This window comes from Curvibacter sp. CHRR-16 (assembly GCF_018474005.1).
Lineage (GTDB): Bacteria > Pseudomonadota > Gammaproteobacteria > Burkholderiales > Burkholderiaceae_C > Allorhodoferax.
On the sequence record NZ_JAHCSH010000001.1, the window covers coordinates 637874 to 657421 of the forward strand.

The 19548-nt window shown below is 56.5% G+C and carries 17 protein-coding genes and 1 riboswitch; of the genes, 2 read left to right on the forward strand and 15 right to left on the reverse strand.

All coding sequences use genetic code 11. The features are described from left to right. Window positions 1–625: 625 nt before the first annotated feature. The 9 genes from KIK84_RS03020 to KIK84_RS03060 all read right to left on the reverse strand — a co-directional run bounded on the left by KIK84_RS03020 (window position 626) and on the right by KIK84_RS03060 (window position 7811). Entirely contained in the window at window positions 626–1417 is a 792-nt protein-coding gene (locus KIK84_RS03020) for a pilus assembly protein (RefSeq protein ID WP_214121476.1), read from the reverse strand. Further along, window positions 1414–2187: a PilW family protein gene (locus KIK84_RS03025; protein ID WP_214121477.1), complete on the reverse strand. Its 774-nt coding sequence runs from the start codon at window positions 2185–2187 to the stop codon at window positions 1414–1416. The genes KIK84_RS03020 and KIK84_RS03025 overlap by 4 nt, the downstream gene beginning before the upstream one ends. Window positions 2188–2212: 25 nt before the next feature. Further along, complete coding sequence (gene pilV, locus KIK84_RS03030; protein WP_349815889.1) at window positions 2213–2773, reverse strand: type IV pilus modification protein PilV; 561 nt, start codon at window positions 2771–2773, stop codon at window positions 2213–2215. After that, window positions 2764–3318, reverse strand: a complete 555-nt coding sequence (locus KIK84_RS03035; protein ID WP_214121598.1) for a GspH/FimT family pseudopilin — start codon at window positions 3316–3318, stop codon at window positions 2764–2766. The genes pilV and KIK84_RS03035 overlap by 10 nt, the downstream gene beginning before the upstream one ends. Window positions 3319–3415: 97 nt before the next feature. Then, window positions 3416–3865: a transcriptional regulator NrdR gene (gene nrdR / locus KIK84_RS03040; RefSeq protein WP_214121479.1), complete on the reverse strand. Its 450-nt coding sequence runs from the start codon at window positions 3863–3865 to the stop codon at window positions 3416–3418. A gap of 6 nt (window positions 3866–3871) precedes the next feature. Beyond that, window positions 3872–5119 (reverse strand): serine hydroxymethyltransferase, encoded by a 1248-nt coding sequence (gene glyA, locus KIK84_RS03045; protein WP_214121480.1) that lies wholly within the window; start codon window positions 5117–5119, stop codon window positions 3872–3874. 37 nt (window positions 5120–5156) lie between these two features. Next, window positions 5157–5270: riboswitch (ZMP/ZTP riboswitch) on the reverse strand. 4 nt (window positions 5271–5274) lie between these two features. Then, window positions 5275–6075, reverse strand: a complete 801-nt coding sequence (locus tag KIK84_RS03050; protein WP_250207693.1) for a lytic transglycosylase domain-containing protein — start codon at window positions 6073–6075, stop codon at window positions 5275–5277. 297 nt (window positions 6076–6372) lie between these two features. After that, complete coding sequence (gene nth, locus KIK84_RS03055) at window positions 6373–7008, reverse strand: endonuclease III (RefSeq protein ID WP_214121481.1); 636 nt, start codon at window positions 7006–7008, stop codon at window positions 6373–6375. Next, window positions 7005–7811, reverse strand: a complete 807-nt coding sequence (locus KIK84_RS03060) for an HDOD domain-containing protein (protein ID WP_214121482.1) — start codon at window positions 7809–7811, stop codon at window positions 7005–7007. Before KIK84_RS03060 ends, nth begins: the two co-directional genes overlap by 4 nt. 145 nt (window positions 7812–7956) lie before the next feature. Here KIK84_RS03060 and KIK84_RS03065 point away from each other — a divergent pair, with 145 nt between their 5' ends. Further along, complete coding sequence (locus tag KIK84_RS03065; protein WP_214121483.1) at window positions 7957–9144, forward strand: aminotransferase-like domain-containing protein; 1188 nt, start codon at window positions 7957–7959, stop codon at window positions 9142–9144. Here KIK84_RS03065 and serB read toward each other — a convergent pair. The 4 genes from serB to mfd all read right to left on the reverse strand — a co-directional run bounded on the left by serB (window position 9141) and on the right by mfd (window position 15827). Further along, the gene (gene serB, locus KIK84_RS03070; protein WP_214121484.1) at window positions 9141–9857 is read right to left on the reverse strand and encodes a phosphoserine phosphatase SerB; all 717 of its coding nucleotides are present in this window, start codon (window positions 9855–9857) and stop codon (window positions 9141–9143) included. The two genes, KIK84_RS03065 and serB, sit on opposite strands and share 4 nt — an antisense overlap. 64 nt (window positions 9858–9921) lie before the next feature. Beyond that, window positions 9922–10983, reverse strand: coding sequence for an endonuclease/exonuclease/phosphatase family protein (locus KIK84_RS03075; RefSeq protein ID WP_214121485.1), 1062 nt, complete (start codon window positions 10981–10983; stop codon window positions 9922–9924). Between the two features lie 40 nt (window positions 10984–11023). Next, window positions 11024–12217 carry a GGDEF domain-containing protein gene (locus tag KIK84_RS03080; protein ID WP_214121486.1) on the reverse strand — a complete coding sequence of 398 codons (1194 nt, stop codon included), beginning with the start codon at window positions 12215–12217 and terminating at the stop codon, window positions 11024–11026. Between the two features lie 121 nt (window positions 12218–12338). After that, complete coding sequence (mfd, locus tag KIK84_RS03085; protein WP_214121487.1) at window positions 12339–15827, reverse strand: transcription-repair coupling factor; 3489 nt, start codon at window positions 15825–15827, stop codon at window positions 12339–12341. A gap of 66 nt (window positions 15828–15893) precedes the next feature. On the opposite strand from mfd, the gene ispD reads away from it, so the two are divergent. Further along, window positions 15894–17276, forward strand: a complete 1383-nt coding sequence (gene ispD, locus KIK84_RS16770; protein WP_214121488.1) for a 2-C-methyl-D-erythritol 4-phosphate cytidylyltransferase — start codon at window positions 15894–15896, stop codon at window positions 17274–17276. 21 nt (window positions 17277–17297) lie between these two features. Here ispD and KIK84_RS03095 read toward each other — a convergent pair whose 3' ends face one another. Together KIK84_RS03095 and ompR are read right to left on the reverse strand one after the other, a co-directional pair. Continuing rightward, window positions 17298–18704: an ATP-binding protein gene (locus tag KIK84_RS03095; protein ID WP_214121489.1), complete on the reverse strand. Its 1407-nt coding sequence runs from the start codon at window positions 18702–18704 to the stop codon at window positions 17298–17300. Between the two features lie 37 nt (window positions 18705–18741). Beyond that, complete coding sequence (ompR, locus tag KIK84_RS03100; protein WP_214121490.1) at window positions 18742–19479, reverse strand: osmolarity response regulator transcription factor OmpR; 738 nt, start codon at window positions 19477–19479, stop codon at window positions 18742–18744. Window positions 19480–19548: the final 69 nt, after the last annotated feature.

A 19548-nucleotide genomic window follows, 5' to 3' on the forward strand; every position in this document is an offset into this window, starting at 1 on the left:
TGGTCTTTCCATCCACCGTCACTCATAAATACATGGTACGTGCGGCGGCATGACAGGTATTGTGTGTTGCTATCGCCTGGGTTGTTGGCCCAGATGCTGTTGATGCCAGTGGTACTTGCATAGTTGAACACGTTGCGCATCATTTTCAAACTTGGCGTACCACTTCTAGCGCTTAGACTTGCAACAAAGGTTTCAAAGTCTTGTCTGTGCTGCCCTTGGAATGAGGCGATTGAATTTTTTTTCCCTGCTTGCAAACTCCCTGCGTCAGGTGCGTTTCCGTTGTTGTGCATGGCTTGCCAAGCCAATCGGATACGACCATCAGCGATAATTCCAGAGTTGGATGTACCGTTGCCGAAGACCGCGCGCAGCGAATTTTTTAGCAAAACAAGTTTGTCTGTGGTATCGGTATCAGATATGGATTCACTCATAGACCCTGAGTCATCCACTGTAACGATCACATTGGGTGCAGGTTCTCTGCCCCCGTTGCCAGCAGGAACTTGCGACAATGCCAAAGGTGCGGCCATACTGGCTTGTGCAATCCAGCCGAGCAGCACAGCGCATGCTGTGGGAATGGGTTTAATACGAAATTGAGAAGAGGTCATAGCAAATCTCCTGTTTTCAGGCGCTACTTGTTTTGTGAAAGGGGGCTGGGCACAAACACTGATTTCAGTACTACGCGTGAGCCAGCTTTTAAGCCTTGGGCAACAACTGTGATGCGATAGACGTAAGGCAAAGTCTTGTCTGGGCGAAGATCCTCCGCCAGCGGATTCATGCTGGTTGTTGAGTTAGCCGGAGCTGTTGTGTAAGGCAGCACTTCTACCCAGTACCTTGCGTATGGCGCACTGGTATTGCTGGTGAGTACGGGGTTGGATGTCACGCTACCGGGGGATGTCCCTGTGTATTGCCCGTAATAAGCACCGACGGCGAGCATGGTGCTTAAATCATTTTCTATGGCTGGTGAGTAAAACGTGGGTGATGTCGGAATGCAAATACCCTGCAAGCAGCTGCGTGCGCTACCCGTGCCATTGACTATGTCGGCTATGACATCGAAATCTTCACTGCTACGCGGAAACCACGGTACTGTGCTGTCCGCACGGCGGCAACCAAAAAAGCCGCTTTGTGTTAACAACGGGTCTGCTGTTGAAGGTTTGCATGGTGTACCGACTAATCCATCTGCCTGTACTGTTGTATAGGGGGGCAGTCGGCCGCGTACGTCTATTTCGGCATCTTGCATAAGTGCCTCGGCCGCCGCATAGGTGCGCTGGTAGTCACTGTTGCTGCCAGTAAAGGCCTCACTGATATTGGCTACCCTAAAAGCTCCAGTAACTGCTGCAATGGTTAGCAGCAACAATATAAGAACTATCAACAAGGAAATACCTTGTTGTTTGCGCCAAGAGTGGGTTTTTATTGTTCTCATAGTATTTTGTTGCGCATCGTGAAGGTTCGCCAGAACACGCGGCGAATGTAGCCGTCGGCTGTTAGAGACTGTCCTTGACAGCCAGTTTGGGAAAGGCCAGGTTGTGGATTGCCTGCTCTTTCGCCCCTGATCACTAAGCAAACGCGCACCGCTTGCACCTGTCCCCACAGCGTTCCTATATTGCTGGCTGTAACAAACTGGTAGGCGCCTGAACTAGGTTGAATGCCATACCAAACTTGGAAGTCATCCACCCCATCGGCGATGGACTGCGGGAGGGTCGTGCTGTTTATGCTTTGGCACATCAGAGAACCATTGCTGACATAAAAGGTGCTGTCAACATGGTTGATTGTTGCATTGCTAGTGCCCAAACAGTCGCGTGAATTGCCATCGTTCTCATAGCTCAGCAACAACCGATCTGGTTGAGTGATGCCTGATGTCCCAATTGCAGCCCCATCGCTTCCATAAGCAGCCAAGAAATTGCTGCCAGTCGTGTTGGGATCAGCCCCAGAAAAGCTATTGCTAAATACCACTTGGGATGGCTCGCTTGCTGCAACTAACGCAATAGCACCAGCTTGGGTGGCTTGAAATCCCATGGAACGAAAAACGAAGTCTGCACTTTGTTGCAAGCGTGTGCTATCCGTCAGCGTAGAGGACGTTGCTTGGGTAAAGCTCATGGTGCCTAGGGCGGCAATAACGACCAGCATCCCTATGGCAATTCCAATCATCAGCTCCAAGAGCGAAATGCCCCAAGAACGTGTGGGGTTGCGCATGGGTATGCGCCGTGGAGTGGGGTGCTTATGGTTGTACATAGACCAAGTGGCAAATCAAGTTATCAGGGCAGGCAACGCCTTGGCTTGCGGTAGTGATGGCAAAGGGTGATGTGTATGCGCTGCTGCTGGCAGCACTGGATTCGTTGGCGGGCCAAGCTATGGCAATCCCAATTTGGCGAGCATCGGTCGATGACGTGAATATCTTCGCATCACCCCCTGGCAATAAGGCGCTGATATTGCTGCGCCATTGGTTGAGGTCGGATTGGGCTAGCTGGGTAGCGGTGCAGCTAGTAGATGTGCAATTTTGTACGGCTACTGTTGCACTCCAGTCTGATGTATAGCCTCCTGCAGTTGCCGCGTCTCTGTTGTTGCGCATGCGGTTGAACATGTCGTCAATCAAGCTGATGGCGACTGCTCGTTGATTGGATGTTCTGTTTTCAACCAGCATGCGTGCTTGAACGCCTGCTAAACCCAGTAGCCCAACCGCTAATACCAATAAGGCGATTAATGACTCAATGAGGGTCATGCCACTTTGTTTTCTTTGCTTGCTAAGAGCTATATGGCCGTTGTATGTATTTATTGACATGTGGCTTCTCCGGCAAGTGTTCGGAGTCTGCCTCCTGAACTAATGCAAACAGTTGTTGTTGCTCCTGATGCAACTCCTGCTGCGGTGGGGGTGAAAACAAACTTCTGCCCTGTGGTTACAGGCAAACCCCAAATATTCATTCGAAGGGATGCTCCTAGGCCCGTATGCATCAAGTTATAGTTCTTCGGATAGTTGAATGTTTGCAGGGTTAACTCCCCTGTGTTTAAGGAGCCATTGGCATTGCTGTCAACGAATACTTGGTAACCACAGCTCCAGTCGTCGCTATCAGTCAAAGTTGCCCCGCAACCTGTTGTGCGAATCAGTGAAACCTGTACACCGCGCCGTACAGACTCCATGCGGGCAAATTGGATGGCCGCAATCAATTCGTCTTTCGCGCTGTTGATGCGGTATCTGTCGATTGCTGTTGAGAATGATGGTGCTGCCAATGCAGCCAATATGACTACGATTCCAATCACAATCAGCAACTCAATGGCGCTAAAGCCTTGCGTGCGTTGTGTTGTGGCTTTTTTGATATGTAAATCCATGAATGCATCATGGATTGATTGGGTATTCTTTGTGAAGCGTGGGAAGGATGAGCGGCAGAATCAGCAGATAAACGGGCTGTTCGCGTTGTCTTGGTGTTTATTTGCGCACTTCATCCACCAGTGTCTTGAATTCATCAATGTCTTCAAAACTGCGGTACACGCTGGCAAAGCGGACGTAGCCCACTTGGTCTAGTTTCTTGAGTTCACGCATCACGAGTTCGCCAAGGCGGTTGGATGCAACTTCGCGTTGCGCTAGATTGAGCAGTTTTTCTTCGATGCGCTCAATCGCGCTGTCTATCTGCTCGGTGCTCACTGGCCGTTTGCGCAGGGCCAGTTGCATGGATGCGAGTAATTTCTCGCGTTTGTATTCGACCCGTTGTCCATCTTTCTTGACGATGGTGGGGAATGTGACGTCAGGGCGTTCGTAGGTGGTAAAGCGCTTGTCGCAAGCATGGCATTGCCTGCGACGCCTGATGAAAGCCCCATCTTCAGACACACGGGTTTCCACAACTTGGGTATCCGGGTGGCTGCAGAAGGGGCATTTCATAGTGGTTTACCGATAAACAGGGAAGGCTGCAGTGAGTGCTGCTACCTTCTCACGCACAGCAGCCAAGTTGCTTTCGTCGTGTGGGTTGTCCAGCACATCAGCAATCAGATTGGCAGTCTGGCGAACTTGCTCCTCTTTGAAACCACGGGTGGTCATGGCTGGTGTTCCCAAACGGATACCGCTGGTAATCATGGGTTTTTGTGGATCGTTCGGGATGCCGTTCTTGTTGCAGGTCATATGGGCAGCACCCAAAATGGCCTCAGCTTCCTTGCCGGTCAGGTTTTTGGGGCGCAGATCCACCAGCATGACGTGGCTTTCTGTTCCTCCAGAAACGATGCGCAGGCCGCGCTCGATGAGGGTGTCAGCCAACACCTTGGCATTTTTGACGACTTGCTCTTGGTACGCCTTGAACTCAGGGCTGAGTGCCTCTTTGAATGCCACCGCCTTACCAGCGATGACATGCATCAACGGGCCACCTTGGATACCAGGGAAAATTGCCGAATTGATCTTTTTCGCGATCTCTTCATTGTTGGTCAGAATAATGCCACCACGTGGGCCGCGCAGGCTCTTGTGGGTGGTCGATGTCACCACATCGGCATAGGGCAGGGGGTTGGGATAGACACCTGCGGCGATCAGGCCTGCGTAGTGGGCCATGTCGACCATGAAGTAAGCGCCGATTTCTTTGGCGATTTTTCCAAAGCGCTCAAAGTCGATGCGCAGCGAATAGGCCGATGCGCCAGCGATGATGAGCTTGGGTTTTTTCTCGCGAGCCAAGGCTTCCATGGCATCGTAATCGATCTCTTCCTTGGCGTTCAGACCGTAGGAAATGACATTGAACCATTTGCCACTCATATTCAGTGACATGCCGTGGGTCAAGTGACCGCCTTCGGCCAAGCTCATGCCCATGATGGTGTCGCCCGGTTGCAGCAAGGCGAAAAACACGCCTTGGTTGGCTTGGGAGCCAGAGTTGGGCTGCACGTTGGCGAAAGAGGCTCCATACAAGGTCTTGAGGCGATCAATCGCCAGTTGTTCGACCACATCGACGTATTCGCAACCGCCGTAGTAGCGTTTGCCGGGGTAACCTTCAGCGTATTTGTTGGTTAACTGAGAGCCTTGGGCGGCCATCACGGCTGGCGATGTGTAGTTTTCGCTGGCAATCAGTTCAATATGGTCTTCTTGGCGGGCGTTTTCTGCCTGGATGGCAGCCCACAGTTCGGGGTCTGTCTGTTCGACAAGAATGTTGCGGTTGTACATGGCAATCCTTAACTGATGGAGACCCTGGCGTTTTCAGCAGGGCTACCCAGGCGCACGGCATAACGCACATATGTTGGTGTGCGGCACACTCCCTGGTGGTACCCCACCTCACATCGTCAATTGATGCCTATCGCCAGTTGTGTGCGTCTGCGATTCTAACGGAGCAAATGGCCCTCATCAGCCATGGTGAGTAGGGTCTCGTTTGCTTTGCTGGTTGCGGCAGCGGTTTCACTGGTCGGCACAGGACGCCCTGTAGCAACCGAATCCAATTTGGCTTGCATAGAGAGCACTTTGGCCGAATAGCCGCCATCGTTGTCCATGCTGCTGGCGCCCACATAGCACTTCAAACCACCTTCAATAGAGCCTTCACGGCGAATGCACTCATTGAGGACTTGGGCTCCCACGCGTACGTTGGCCAAGGGGTCAAAGGCAGCCAACTTGCCTCCGTACTGGTCGTACTTGTCGCTGTGCACTTTGGTCATGACTTGCATCAGACCTTGTGCCCCCACATGGCTTTGGGCAAAGGGGTTGAAGCCTGATTCGATAGCCATCACGGCCAGAATCAGCGTGGGATTCATGTTTTGTCGGTTGCCTACGGCATAAGCCTCGCTCACCAGTGCACTGATGGGTTCAGGGGCTACGTTGTAGCGTTTGCTCAGCCATTGGGCTAGGGCCGCTTGTTGCTTGGGCAAACTGCGAGGGCTGGTGGCTGTAGCACGGTCTGCTGCTTGCAAGTCTGCAACCACAGCGCTTGAGTTGTCAGTGGAGGCTCCCATCAGTTGGGATGCCACGTTCATGACTTGAGCACGAACTTCGGGTTGAAAAAGCACTACAGAGCCACTGAGCAAGACCGACAGGCCTAGCAAAGCAAATCCGTTGTGGGTTACGGCGAGCAATTGGCGCAGCAAGGTCAGACCTTTGAAACGCATGCTCTTCATGTTGTGAGTCGCTGTCATAGCTTTTCCTTCTTGGGCGCAACACGCACATGCTTGCTAATCGCAAAGCCTATGTATGTTTCGTTTGGGTTGGTACGCTATCTACAGGCACGGCACCGACTGTGGGTGCAGGGTAATGGCCTGAGATGAATGCCGGTGGGCAGCGGCGAAAGTTGCTTGCTCAATCAGAGCAGGACGGATTCTAAAGGTTGCCTTATTTCAAAGCAAACCATAAAAATCGATTTTATATTTCTTTTGGTTGTTTTGTTTGCTGTATAGCAAGCCGCGCTAAGTGCGGTCGCAAGCGATGGGAAAAGTTCAGTTTTCAGTCTTGGGCTTGTAGGCGCAGACCGTGGATACCGCGCATTCGGGACATTGCGGTTTGCGTGCTTTGCAGACATAGCGGCCATGCAAAATCAGCCAATGGTGTGCATGGACTTTGTAGGGCTCGGGAATGGCTTTGAGCAGTCCGAGTTCGACAGCCAGAGGGGTTTTGCCTTTAGCGAGTCCTAAGCGGTTGCTGACTCTGAATATATGCGTATCCACCGCCATGGTGGGGTGACCAAAGGCTACATTCAGAACCACATTGGCTGTTTTTCGTCCTACGCCGGGTAGCGCTTCCAAGGCTTCACGGCTTGCAGGTACTTCACCGTGGTGCAAGTCCAGCAGCATTTGGCAGGTTTGGAGCAGGTGCTTGGCTTTGCTGCGGTACAGACCAATGGTTTGTATGAAAGATTCAAGCCCTTCTTGGCCCAATGCCAATATTTGGGCCGGAGTGTTGGCGACGGGAAACAGCTTGCGCGTGGCTTTGTTTACCCCCACATCGGTGGCTTGGGCGCTCAGGAGCACAGCCACCAGCAATTCAAACGGTGTGGTGTATTCCAGTTCCGTTTGTGGATGCGGGTTGGCTTGTGCAAAAGTGGCAAACAGCGTTTCTACGTCAGATCGTTTCACGAGGCAGTAATGTCAATAAAAGTATCGCGGCTCGGGAATTTATTGCGCATCCACTCGGGTTGCAGCAGCAATGCCTTGATTACATCTTGCGGCAGGCTATCCAAGCTATCGGGTGAGGCAGATTCCGTTTCGGCCAGCAATTCTGACAGGTGCAAGATGGCTCCTAAGCGGGAAAAATGGGGCGTTGCCATCGGATCGTAGGCGCATTGCAAGGCTTCCACCATGGTTTTGGGGAAATTCCAGCGGCGCGCCAATTCGGCGGTGATTTGGCATTCGGTAAAGCCAGTCAAATTTTGCTCACGCTCCCAGCGTCCACCTGGAAAGTGGGGTAGTCGCTCGATCTCGGCCAATACAGCGGGTTCAGCTTGCGCGATCAACAACTCTCCCAAGCGCATCATCATGCCAGTCAGCCAAGCTACTTGGGGATCGGAGCCCAAACCGTTGGCTAACCACTGGGCATAGCCTGCGCAAGCCATGCTGGTTTGCCAGAATTCTTTGCGATCCAAGCCCGGCACCACGGGAAAGGATTCGCTCAGGCAAGCCCCTAGGCACAGGGTGCGAACCTTGGCCATGCCCACCATGGTGATGGCATCGTCCAGTGTCGCCACACCCCGTGGCAGGCCAAACTGGGCTGAATTGGCAAGGCGCAGCAATTTGGCGGTAAGCGACGGGTCACGGGCGATGATGTCAGTGACATCGCCTACAGAGGCACTGTCATCGTCCAAAGTTCTAATCAGGTCGTGCGCCACCTCAGACATGGCGGGCAACTTCACGCTGGCAAAAAATGAATCCAATGACGACATGCATACCTCCTGTGTGTAATTTGGGCAGATTGATCGCTGCTTTGGGTCACAATTTACCCCATGCCGTATGTTGGGTTGCCCTTCGTTGCTAGGGGTTAACGCACTTTTCGGTTACCAATTGAAAACACGAGAAACCGCTTTCACTATGCAATTTGCTGACCGCCTTCAAAACGTCGAAACCTCCGCTATCCGCGAGCTATTCAAACTGCTGGGTAAGCCCGGCATCATCAGCTTTGCTGGCGGTTTCCCTGATCCCACTTTGTTTGATGTGGAGGGCATTCGCCAAGCCACTGACACGGTGCTGCGCGAGCAGCCTGGAGCTGTTCTGCAATACGGTGCCACCGAAGGCTTTCCCACATTGCGTGAGGCATTGCCCGCCTATATGGCTGCCAAAGGGGTGCAGGTGGCCTCTGATGGACTCATTGCGACGACAGGTAGCCAGCAGGCCTTGGATCTGATTGGCAAAACCATGATTTCCCCTGGTGATGTCGTGATCGTCGAAGCCCCCACCTTTTTGGCCACCATCCAGTGCTTCCGCTTGTATGGTGCCAAGGTTGTTGGTGCGCCGATTGACGCCCATGGCGTGGATGTTGATGCGCTGGAACGTTTGATTGCCGAGCACAAGCCCAAGCTGGTGTACTTGATTCCTTCATTTGCCAACCCCAGCGGTGCCATGCTGAGCCAAGAGCGCCGTGTACGCATCTTGGAATTGGCTGCCCGCACCCAAACCCTGGTGGTGGAAGACGATCCCTATGGCGAACTGCACTTTGATCAACCAGCGCCGCCCAGCTTGCTGGCCTTGAGCGCCCAAGTGCCCGGTAGCCGCGAATGGATTGCCTACTGCGGTAGCTTTAGCAAAGTGCTCAGCCCCGGTTTGCGCGTGGGCTGGCTCATTGCCCAACCCGAGTTATTGGCCAAAGCCACCATGTGCAAGCAATTCAGCGATGCGCATACCAGCAATTTGTCACAAGCCATCGTGGCCGAGTATTTGAAATTGCAACGCATGCCAGCCGCGCTGGATGCCGTACGCCAGACCTATGCCAAACGCGCCGCGCGCATGGGGCAGTGCTTGCGCGCTGAGTTGGGCGAAGCGATTAGCTTTAACCAACCCTTGGGAGGCATGTTTTTCTGGGCGCGCTTGACGGGGGCTAACGGCACCGATGCCGATGCGGCTGCTTTGGCCAAGCGCGCGATTGAAAAACTGGTGGCATTCGTTCCCGGTACGCCGTTTTACGCGCACAACCCCGACACAGCCACGTTGCGCCTGAGCTTTGCCACGGCCGACGAAGCCAAGATTGAGGAGGGTATTGCCCGCCTCAAGCAAGCGCTTTAATCGCTGCTTAGCACTTGCAGCAAACGATCCAAACCGCCTGCGTTGATAGCCACATGGGCTTTCTCACGCACGGCAGGTTTGGCGTGGTAGGCCACCGACAGGCCCGCTGCGCCCATCATGGGCAGGTCATTTGCACCGTCACCCATGGCAATGCACTGCTCAGGGCGGATGTTCAAGAGCGAGGCCACCTCCAGCAGCGTACGGCGTTTTTCGGCTCCGTCGCAAATTTCGCCCCAAGCCTGCTGTTCTAGCCCCCCTGTGAGCGCGCCGTTTTCTATCTGCAGCGCATTGGATCGCATGAAGTCAATGCCCAGCAATTCGCACACGTGCGACGCAAAGTAGGTAAAACCACCGCTGACCAGCAATACCTTCAGTCCTGCCTGCTTGCACGCAGCCACCAAGGCGGCTGCGCCGGGGTTCAGGCGCAGCCGCTCGGTTTTTACCGCCTCCAAATCGGCCACGGTCACGCCTTGCAGCAGGGCCAAACGGCGGCGCAGGCTGTCTTTGAAATCGGTGATTTCACCGCGCATAGCCGCTTCGGTAATGGCCGCCACTTGGGCCTTGCGGCCTACTGCATCGGCAATCTCGTCGATGCACTCGATGTTGATCAGTGTGGAGTCCATGTCAAACGCGATGAGTTTGTAGTCGCGCAAGCGCAAAGCCTTGGGCAAGTTTTGGACGACGAGGCCGGGGGAGATTTCAGAGCTGGACATGGATCGATGGGGTAATGAATACAGTGTTGAATTGCTATCAAATTGATAGCTGCTTGAGCTTGTTCTATAAGGGTTTGAGCACGATTTCGGCCACAACGGGATTGTGTTGAGAGGCTTCGCTTCCACCCACGGTGCTGCTGGCAATGGCAAATTCAGCGCTGGTCAGAATGTGGTCTATGCGCAAAAAGTCCAAGCCTTTGTTCAAGGAGTGCCCGTGCGTAAATCCCCAGCCCTTGCCAGCTTCGTTGAAGGCGTCACGCAAACCCAAGCGTTGCACCAATGCCAGCGCTTCCGAGTTGGGGGGGGAGTTCAAATCTCCTAGCACTAGCAAGGGGCGGGGTTGCCGAATCAAGTCACTGACCAAGCCTCCCGCTTGGGCCATGCGGGTGGCCACGTTCTGTTTCCAGTCTTCCAACCCCGTTCCCAGTGTTTCTTTGGTGGCAGTCAGTGCCCAGCGGGGGGAGACAAAGTGCGCCGTGGCTACCGTGATGCTTTGCTGACCCACCTGCATGCTGCAGCGCAGGTAGGTGTGGCTGGGGTCTGTCTTGGTCAGTAAGCCCGTTTCACACTGCTGCAGTGGATAGCGGCTGGCCAACACGTACTGGCCTTGCACCACCACGTTGGGCAATCCAAATAAAGGCCTGGCTTCTATCGGGGCGGCATTGGATCGTTCGGGTAGCCAGCCATTGGCGTCTTGCAGCGCCACCACATCGGGCTGGTGGCTGCGCACTTCGTTTTCAATTTCTTCAAAGCCATTGGCACGGTGTTTGGCATCGCGTGCTTTGACGTTGTAGGTCATCACCCGCAGCCGGGTTCCGTCGGAGGCCGTGGGTGTAGCCATGTTCCACTGCATGCCCATGGTGCTGGTGGCAAACCACAGCAGACTGGCCAGTGCCAACACGCCTAGCGACCAGTGCAGACCCACAGCCAACAGGGGGGCCAGTAGCAGCAAGGGCAGCACCCAGTAATACGGCACGAACAGGGATAACTCAGACAGCCATAAAGGAAACCAGCCCGAAGATTGCAGCAACACCAAGCCCAGATGGGCAAGGAGCAGCAGGCCTACAGCGGCAAGGCGCAGGTTTTTCCATGTGTATGCAGCGGTGTTGGTGGTTGCGGTTTTCATGCCATCGTCCCTTGAGGCCCAGGCTGTTGCAGGGGCTGCATCATAAAGAAGCCAAAGCGTGAACCCTCGGGTTACTGGCGTAATCCGAGGCAAGTTGTCCTCTGCCAGCCGCTTTGGCGCGGTACAGCGCGCTATCTGCACGGGCCATGGCCGCTTCCAAAGTGTCTTGATGGCCTTGGTACAGCGTGTGGCCGGCGCTAAAGCTCAGGACTGACGGCAGCAGATCGGTGTCCAAGCTGTTGAGTGCCTCGCGCAGACTTTTGTCAAAGCTGCTGGCAGTGGAGGTATCTGCATCCATGAGCAGCACACAAAACTCTTCCCCACCGATACGGGCCAGCAAGTCGCCCGGGCGCTGGCATTGCTGCATGGCATGCCCAAAAAAGCGCAATGCCGCATCGCCCGTTTCGTGGCCGTAGCGGTCGTTGATGAGCTTGAAATAATCCAAGTCCAGCATCAATACAGAGACCGATGTGTGCCGCTGCTGTGCTTGTTGGATGGCTTTGTGGGCTTGTTGCGTCCATCCGTTGCGGTTGAGTAAACCGGTCAACGGATCGGTGATGGTGAGCAAATGCAGTTGTTGGTGAGCCTCTTCACGCCAGGCTGCCAAAATACTCATGGCACCTAAAACCAAGGTCATATTGGCACAGACCAAAGCACCTAAGTTCACCGGGGATGGCGCTAGAAAGTAGGGGTACAGCTCGGTAAACCACGCACCCAACACCCCACGTGCGGTGGTGAATACCGCCATGACAAGCAAGCATCCGAACATGGGGTAGCGCCACGATGTGTGGCCAAACTCTTTGTTCAGGGGGTACAGACAGGCTCGGGACACGATCAGTATTTGACCGGCGAGCAGCAAATTAGACCAACCCACGCGCACTTGGTAGTTGGTAAAACTCAGTGCGTAGCCTGCGGGCATGATCCAAGCCAGCAGCATGAGCCATTTGCGCAGCGGGCGAGGGCCTAGCCAGTTTTCCAAAGCCCGGTACAGCGACCACTGGCTGGCCGATAGCAAGCCCATGGCCATGGTGGACAAAATCAAGTTGGGCGAGAGGCCACTCCACAGTGAGGAAAGCAGCATGCAAATCCACGCGCCAGCATTGAATATCAAGGATCGGCGCCCTCTGGCGGCGGCAGTGCTCAGGCCTTGCCCCATGATGAGGGGCAAGGCCGTCGCTATGACCAATACGTTGGCGACGTTGATGATGATCAGTGTGGTGGGGTCTAGCGACATGACGCTTCCCGCTGCTTGGTGTGTGACCACACTAGTCTAATGCAGCCCACCGACAGAGACCAAGGCACTGCACGCGCAAGCTGGCATGCCTGCCTTGGCCCTTGGCTTTGGGGCGGGGGGCTTACTTCAGCGGTTCGCCCAAATTGCGCAGCACATCGCGCACCATCTGCACGCGGTCTTTCACCTCGGGCAGTTCGCGTTCGATGCGCAGTTTCTCGTTGCCCGCCAGCTTGATGTGCTTGTTCTTTTGGATCAGGTGGATGATCTTGACCGGATCGATCGGCGCATGGGGCTTGAAGGTGATGTTGATCACGCCCGGAGCAGCATCGACCTTGACCACGCCATAGGGCTGGCTGATGACGCGCAGGCGGTGCACGTCGATCAGCGTTTGCGCTTGCGCGGGCAGTTTGCCAAAGCGGTCCACGATTTCTTCCAGCAGCGTGTCCACCTGGTCGGTGTTTTTGGCCGTGGCCAGCTTTTTGTAGAACGACAGGCGCAGGTGCACGTCGCCGCAGTACTCGTCGGGCAGCAGGGCGGGGGCATGCAGGTTGATCTCGGTGGTGGCGTGCAGGGGGGCCAGCAGGTCGGGCTCTTTGCCTTCTTTGAGGCAGCGCACCGCCTCGGCGAGCATCTCGTTGTACATCTGGAAGCCCACTTCCAGCATGTTGCCGCTCTGGTTTTCGCCCAGCACCTCACCCGCGCCGCGAATTTCGAGGTCGTGCATGGCCAAGTAAAAGCCGCTGCCCAGTTCTTCCATTTGCTGGATGGCGTCCAGACGCTGGGCAGCCTGCTTGGTCAGTCCGTCTATGTCGGGCACCATCAGGTAGGCGTAGGCTTGGTGGTGGCTGCGGCCCACACGCCCGCGCAGTTGGTGCAACTGCGCCAAGCCGAACTTGTCGGCTCGGCTGATGACGATGGTGTTGGCCGTGGGCACGTCGATACCGGTTTCGATGATGGTCGAGCACAGCAGCAAATTGGTGCGCTGGGCGGTGAAGTCGCGCATCACGGCTTCCAATTGCCGCTCGGGCATCTGGCCGTGGGCCACGGCGATGCGCGCCTCGGGCAGCAGTTCTTCCAGTTTGGCGCGGCGGTTCTCGATGGTCTCCACCTCGTTGTGCAGGAAGTAAACCTGCCCGCCGCGCTTCAATTCACGCAGCACGGCTTCGCGGATGACGCCCTGGTTTTCGCTGCGCACAAAGGTTTTGATGGCCAGACGCCGTTGCGGGGCGGTGGCAATCACCGACAGGTCACGCAGGCCTTCCAGCGCCATGCTCATGGTGCGTGGGATGGGGGTAGCGGTGAGCGTGAGCACGTCCACCTCAGCGCGCAGGGCTTTCATTTGCTCCTTGTGGCGCACGCCAAAGCGGTGTTCCTCGTCGATGATGAGTAGCCCCAGGTTCTTGAACTGCGTGCCCTCGGCCAGCAGTTTGTGCGTGCCCACCACAATGTCCACCGTGCCGTCAAGCACGCCCTTGAGCGCCGTGGTGATCTCTTTGCCACTGCGAAAGCGGCTCATCTCGGCAATCTTCACCGGCCACTTGGCAAAGCGGTCTACCAGCGTCTGGTAGTGCTGCTCGGCCAGCAGGGTGGTGGGGGCCAAGAATGCCACTTGCTTGCCACCTGTGACGGCTACAAAAGCGGCGCGCAGCGCCACCTCGGTCTTGCCAAAGCCCACGTCGCCGCAGACCAAGCGATCCATGGGGCGAGGCGAAATCATGTCCTGAATGACGGCGTGGATGGCGGCCTTCTGGTCGGCGGTTTCTTCAAAACCGAAGTCGTTGGCAAACTGCTCGTAGTCGGCTGGCGAATAGCGGAACGCATGCCCTTCGCGTGCAGCACGGCGGGCGTAGATGTTGAGCAACTCGGCGGCGCTGTCGCGCACCTGCTCGGCGGCTTTGCGCTTGGCCTTGTCCCACTGGCCGCTGCCCAGTTTGTGCAGCGGGGCTTCGTCGGCGCTCACACCGGTGTAGCGGCTGATGAGCTGCAACTGGCTCACGGGCACGTAGAGCACGGCTTTGTCGGCGTATTCCAGGTGCAAAAACTCCTGCAGTGCGGGACTGCCGTCGGGGTTTTTGTTGCCCACGTCCATGTTGATGAGTCCGTGGTAGCGCCCAATGCCGTGCTGGCTGTGCACCACCGGGTCGCCCACGTTGAGCTCGCTCAGGTCTTTGATCAGCGCTTCCACATCGCTGACTTGCTCCTGCTTTTTGCGCTTGCGCGCCGTAGGCGCGGTGGCAAACAGCTCGGTCTCGGTGATCAGGTCTATGCCTTGCTCCAACCAAGCAAAACCTTGCGTCAGGGCGGCGGTGGCAATGCCGATGCGCTCGCTGCTTGCCACAAACTCGGCCAGCGAGTCAAACGCGGGCGGGCTGAAGTGCGAGGCGCGCAAAAAGTCCAGCAGGCTTTCGCGGCGGCCATCGCTCTCGGCCAGCACCAGCAGGCGGTGCTGGGTGTTGCGCGCGTGGGCTTGCAGGCGGGCGAGCGGGTCTTCGCTGCCGCGCAGCACGGTCAGCTCGGGCAACGGGGCGGCAAAGCCGTTGTCGGGGATGGCGTCGGCCTGCGCTTGCGCCTGGGCGGAGGGGCGCAGCGATAGCTGGGCATGGCCGTTGGCCAGGGTGTAGAACTGCTCTTGGCTCAGGAATAGGCTCTCGGGCGGCAGCACCGGGCGCTCGGGGTCGCCCTGCACCAGCCGGTAGCGGTCGCGTGTGTCCTGCCAAAAGCGCTGGAAGGACGCTTCCACATCACCATGCAGCACCACGGTGGCGCCTGCGATGTAGTCAAACACCGTGGCGGTTTCTTCAAAAAACAGCGGCAGGTAGTACTCAATGCCTGCGGTGGCTACGCCAGCGCCCATGTCTTTGTAGATGCGGCTTTTGGTCGGGTCGCCTTCCAGCAGCTCGCGCCAGCGGGCGCGAAAGCGGCCCCGGGCATCTTCGTCCATGGGGAATTCGCGCCCAGGCAGCAGGCGGATTTCGGGCACCGGGTAGAGGCTGCGCTGGCTGTCCGGGTCAAAGGTGCGGATGGTGTCGATCTCGTCGTCAAACAAATCCACCCGGTAAGGCACCAAGCTGCCCATGGGGAAGAGGTCGATGAGCGAGCCGCGCACCGCGTATTCGCCGGGGCTGACCACCTGCGTGACGTGGTTGTACCCCGCCAAGGTGAGCTGCGCCTTGAGCTGTGTTTCGTCCAACTGCTGCCCGGTCTTGAAGCGGAAGGTGTAACCCGCCAAAAAGGCCGGTGGCGGCAGGCGGTACAGCGCGGTGGTGGCGGGGATGAGCACCACGTCCACGCCTTCGTCTTTGTCGCCATGGCTGTGGATGCGCCAGAGTGTGGCCAAGCGTTCACTGATCAAGTCTTGGTGCGGCGAGAAGGTGTCGTAGGGCAGCGTTTCCCAGTCGGGAAAGAGGGCGCAGCGCAGGTGCGGGGCGAAAAAGTGCAGTTCATCCATCAGGCGTTGCGCGTCGGCAGCGCTGGCGGTGATGATGGCGGTAATCGCGTTGTGCGTGCTGACTTGGCGCTCGCTCAGGCGGGCCAGTAAAACAGCGTCGGCCGAGCCGACAGGACGGGGCAAGGTAAAGCGCTTGCCAGCGCTGAGTTTGGGCAGATCCATGACGGGCTAAATTGTAGGTGCGGCACAGCGGTGGCGTGGGGGCAGATCACTACAATCGCCGCCACTATGCAAAGCCCTTCGGATCACCGTGCCAGCCTTGAGTCTCCCCCTACGCCCGCAGCGTCGCCCCGTGTCTGGGTGTTGATTCCCTGTGCTGGCAGTGGTAGCCGCGCCGGTGCCGCGGGCCCCAAGCAATACCAAAGCGTTGCGGGCCAGCCTTTGGTCTTGCACACCCTGCAGGCCTTTGCTGCAGTGCCCAGGGTGCATGGGGTGGTGGTGGTGACGGCACCTGGCGACGGTTTTTGGGTGGAAAATCAGGCTCTAGAGCTTATGCAGCAAGCTGGGGGTGCTACTTTTTTTGTAGCAAACTGCGGTGGTGCAACACGCGCTGAGAGTGTCCTCAATGGCTTGGCATGGTTGCAAGGGCAGGGTGCCGCTACACACGACTGGGTGCTGGTGCACGATGCTGCCCGCTGCTTGGTGCAGCCCGAGCAAATCAATGCCCTGCTCGATGCCTGCTGGAGCGATGCGGTGGGCGGTCTGCTGGCCTTGCCTTTGCCGGACACTCTCAAGCAATCCCAATCGAGCCAAGTGGGTTCAGCCAAGCGTGTAGCGACCACCGTAGCGCGCAGCGACAAATGGCTGGCCCAAACACCGCAAATGTTCCGCTTGCAAGCTTTGCAGGACGCTCTGCAAACGGCACTGCGTGAACAGCCAGCAGCCGTCACCGACGAGGCCAGTGCTTTAGAAATAGCGGGTTACGCGCCGCTGCTGGTCGAAGGCAGTGCGCAAAATTTCAAAGTGACTTACCCCCAAGACTTTGCCTTGGCTGATGCTGTGCTGCGCGCGCGCCAAGCTTTCCCGGCATCCCCCATGTCTGCGCAACCAGCCGGTTTGGCGCACGCTGCTTCACAGGTTTCCTTTATGACTGATTCTGATACGACTTCGACCGCGGCCTCCGATGTTCTCCCTGCTCTGCGCATAGGCGAGGGCTGGGATGTGCACCGCTTGGTAGAAGGGCGCAAGCTCATTTTGGGCGGTGTCGAGATTGCTTTTGACAAAGGGCTGTTGGGCCATTCGGATGCCGATGTGCTGCTGCATGCCATCACCGATGCGGTGCTGGGCGCTGCGGGCTTGGGCGATATTGGCCGCCACTTTCCCGATACCGATGCGCAGTTCAAAGGCGCTGACTCTGGCGTGCTGCTGCGCGAAGCGTGGCGCCGTGTGCAGGCTCAGGGTTACCGCTTGCTCAATGTGGACTGCACCATCATCGCCCAAGTGCCCAAGCTGGCGCCGCATATGGACGCTATCCGTGCCAGCGTGGCTGCCCTGTTGGGCGCTGATGTGGCGCAAGTGAATGTGAAAGCCAAAACCTACGAAAAACTGGGCCCCGTGGGAGCGGGTGAGGCCATGGAAGCGCGTGCAGTGGTGTTGTTGGTGAAAGCCTAGGCTGCAGCGTTCGGTGCAGACTCAGCTTGTCATTGTGCTGCCTGGTTGGGCTAAAGGCAGTTGGATGTAAGCCATCAAGCCGCTGGGGTGGGCATTGAACAGCTTGAGCGAGCCCCCCATGCGGCGCACGGTTTTGTCCACGATGGATAAGCCCAAGCCCGCTCCCGTAGCTTCGGTGCGGGCGGCCTCGCCACGAAAGAAAGGCTGCACCAATTGCGCTAGCTGCGCTTCGGGCACACCCAAGCCGTGGTCTTGCAGGCGCAGAGTGACCCAGTCGGTGGTAACCGATGCGCTGATTTCGATTTCGCAGCGGCCCGTGTCTTTGCTGCGCCCATAGCGCTGGGCGTTTTCGATCAGGTTGTTGATGACACGGCCCAGATCCACCTCATCGGCCAAGACGCGGATATCGGGGGATATGTCCAAACGGATATCGATGTCATTGTTCATGGCAAACGGGTCGCAGCAGTGTTGCACCAGCTTGGATAGCTCCAAAGATCGAATGTTCTGCTTGCCCAAGCGGGCGTAGTCCATGAATTTGTTCAGTATGGCGTCAACTTGGCTGATGTCTTCACTCATCATCATGCGCACGTGGTCATCGGGCACACTCAGTTCTATTTCCAAACGCAGTCGTGCCAAAGGCGTACGCAAGTCGTGCGAGATGCCAGCAAGCATCAGAGCACGCTCGGCCTCTACCTCGGTGAGTTTGTCCAGCATGCTGTTGAAGCTGTGGTTCAGTTCACTGATTTCTTTGGTCGAAACCCGTTCGCGCAAGTGGGCTTGGCTGAGCTTGCCTTCTTGCACCAAAGCGGCGGCTTTGCCAAAGTCGCGCAAGGGGCGGTTGACCAAGCGGGTGATGACCGTTGCACCAGCTACCGAAATCAAGGTGGTCAAGCCAATCCAAATAGCCAAAGCTTCGTAGGAAATCCCTGTGAATTCGGACTGTTCGACCAGCATCCAGTAGTGGGTTGTGTGGCCTTTCACCTCAAAGCGTACCCACAAGCCTTCTTCGCCATTGACAGCGCGTGCCAAATGCGTGCCAGATCCAAATTTGGTTTGCAGGATTTTTTCCACGCGCAGCATGAACAGACTGTGTATGCCAAGGTCGACTTGCTCTTGCGGGCTGCCTGCAATCACGCGCACGTTGTGCAAATCTTGCAGCATCTCGATGAGTGCCAAGCGTGTGGGTTCTTGGGCAAATACGACAGAAGATTGGCTCAGCCCCACCTGCACACTGATGTGTTGGGCCGTTTGCTCAGCCAGTGGCTCCAGTTCTAGGGTTTGGAATGTCTCCAACCAAACGGCCAAGCTGATGAGCATGAGCAACACGATTTGCAAAAAGGTGCGCCAAAACAGAGAAATCCGCCACAGTTGGCGGGCTCTGGGTTGTTGGGGCATTTTGCGCGCATTGGCCAAGTCATAGCGCTTCATAAGCTTAAGGGGTATGGCACTGGCGAGGTGCGCATGCCTAGATAGCTTCTACTGGATCATCAGGAACGAATACGTAGCCCAATCCCCACACGGTTTGGATCATGCGCGGTGAGCTGGGGTCTTCTTCGATCATCTTGCGCAGGCGTGAAATTTGAACGTCCAAGCTGCGATCAAAGGGTTCAAATTCGCGGCCACGTGAGAGTTGGGCCAACTTTTCACGTGTCAACGGTGTGCGTGGATGGCGAACCAGTGCTTTGAGCATGGCAAATTCGCCTGTGGTCATGGGCACGAGTTGACCGTCTTTTTTCAGGGTGCGTGCACCCAAGTCGAACACAAAACGACCAAAACGGATGGTTTCTTGATCGGTCGATGGGGCACCGGGCGCCTCTTGTGTAGGGCGGCGGCGCAGCACAGCATGGATGCGCGCCAACAACTCGCGGGGGTTGAAGGGTTTGCCCAAGTAGTCGTCAGCACCGACCTCCAAGCCCACGATGCGATCAACATCTTCGTTGCGCGCTGTGAGCATGATGATGGGGGTGTGGTTACTGGCAGCACGCAGGCGGCGACAGATAGATAATCCGTCTTCACCGGGCATCATCAAATCCAAAATGATGATGTCTGCCGAATCACGCTGCAGCAGCCGGGTTAAGGCTTTGCCGTCTTCGGCCAGCAAGACTTCGAATCCTTCTTGGCTCAGATAGCGCCGAAGTAAGTCACGAATGCGGGCATCGTCATCAACTACCAAAATTTTGTTTACGCGAGCTGGATTCTGCATGGTCATAACTGTGAGCGAGTTTGGATTCGAAATCGCACGTTTTCTCTATTATTGATAAACGATTGTGCT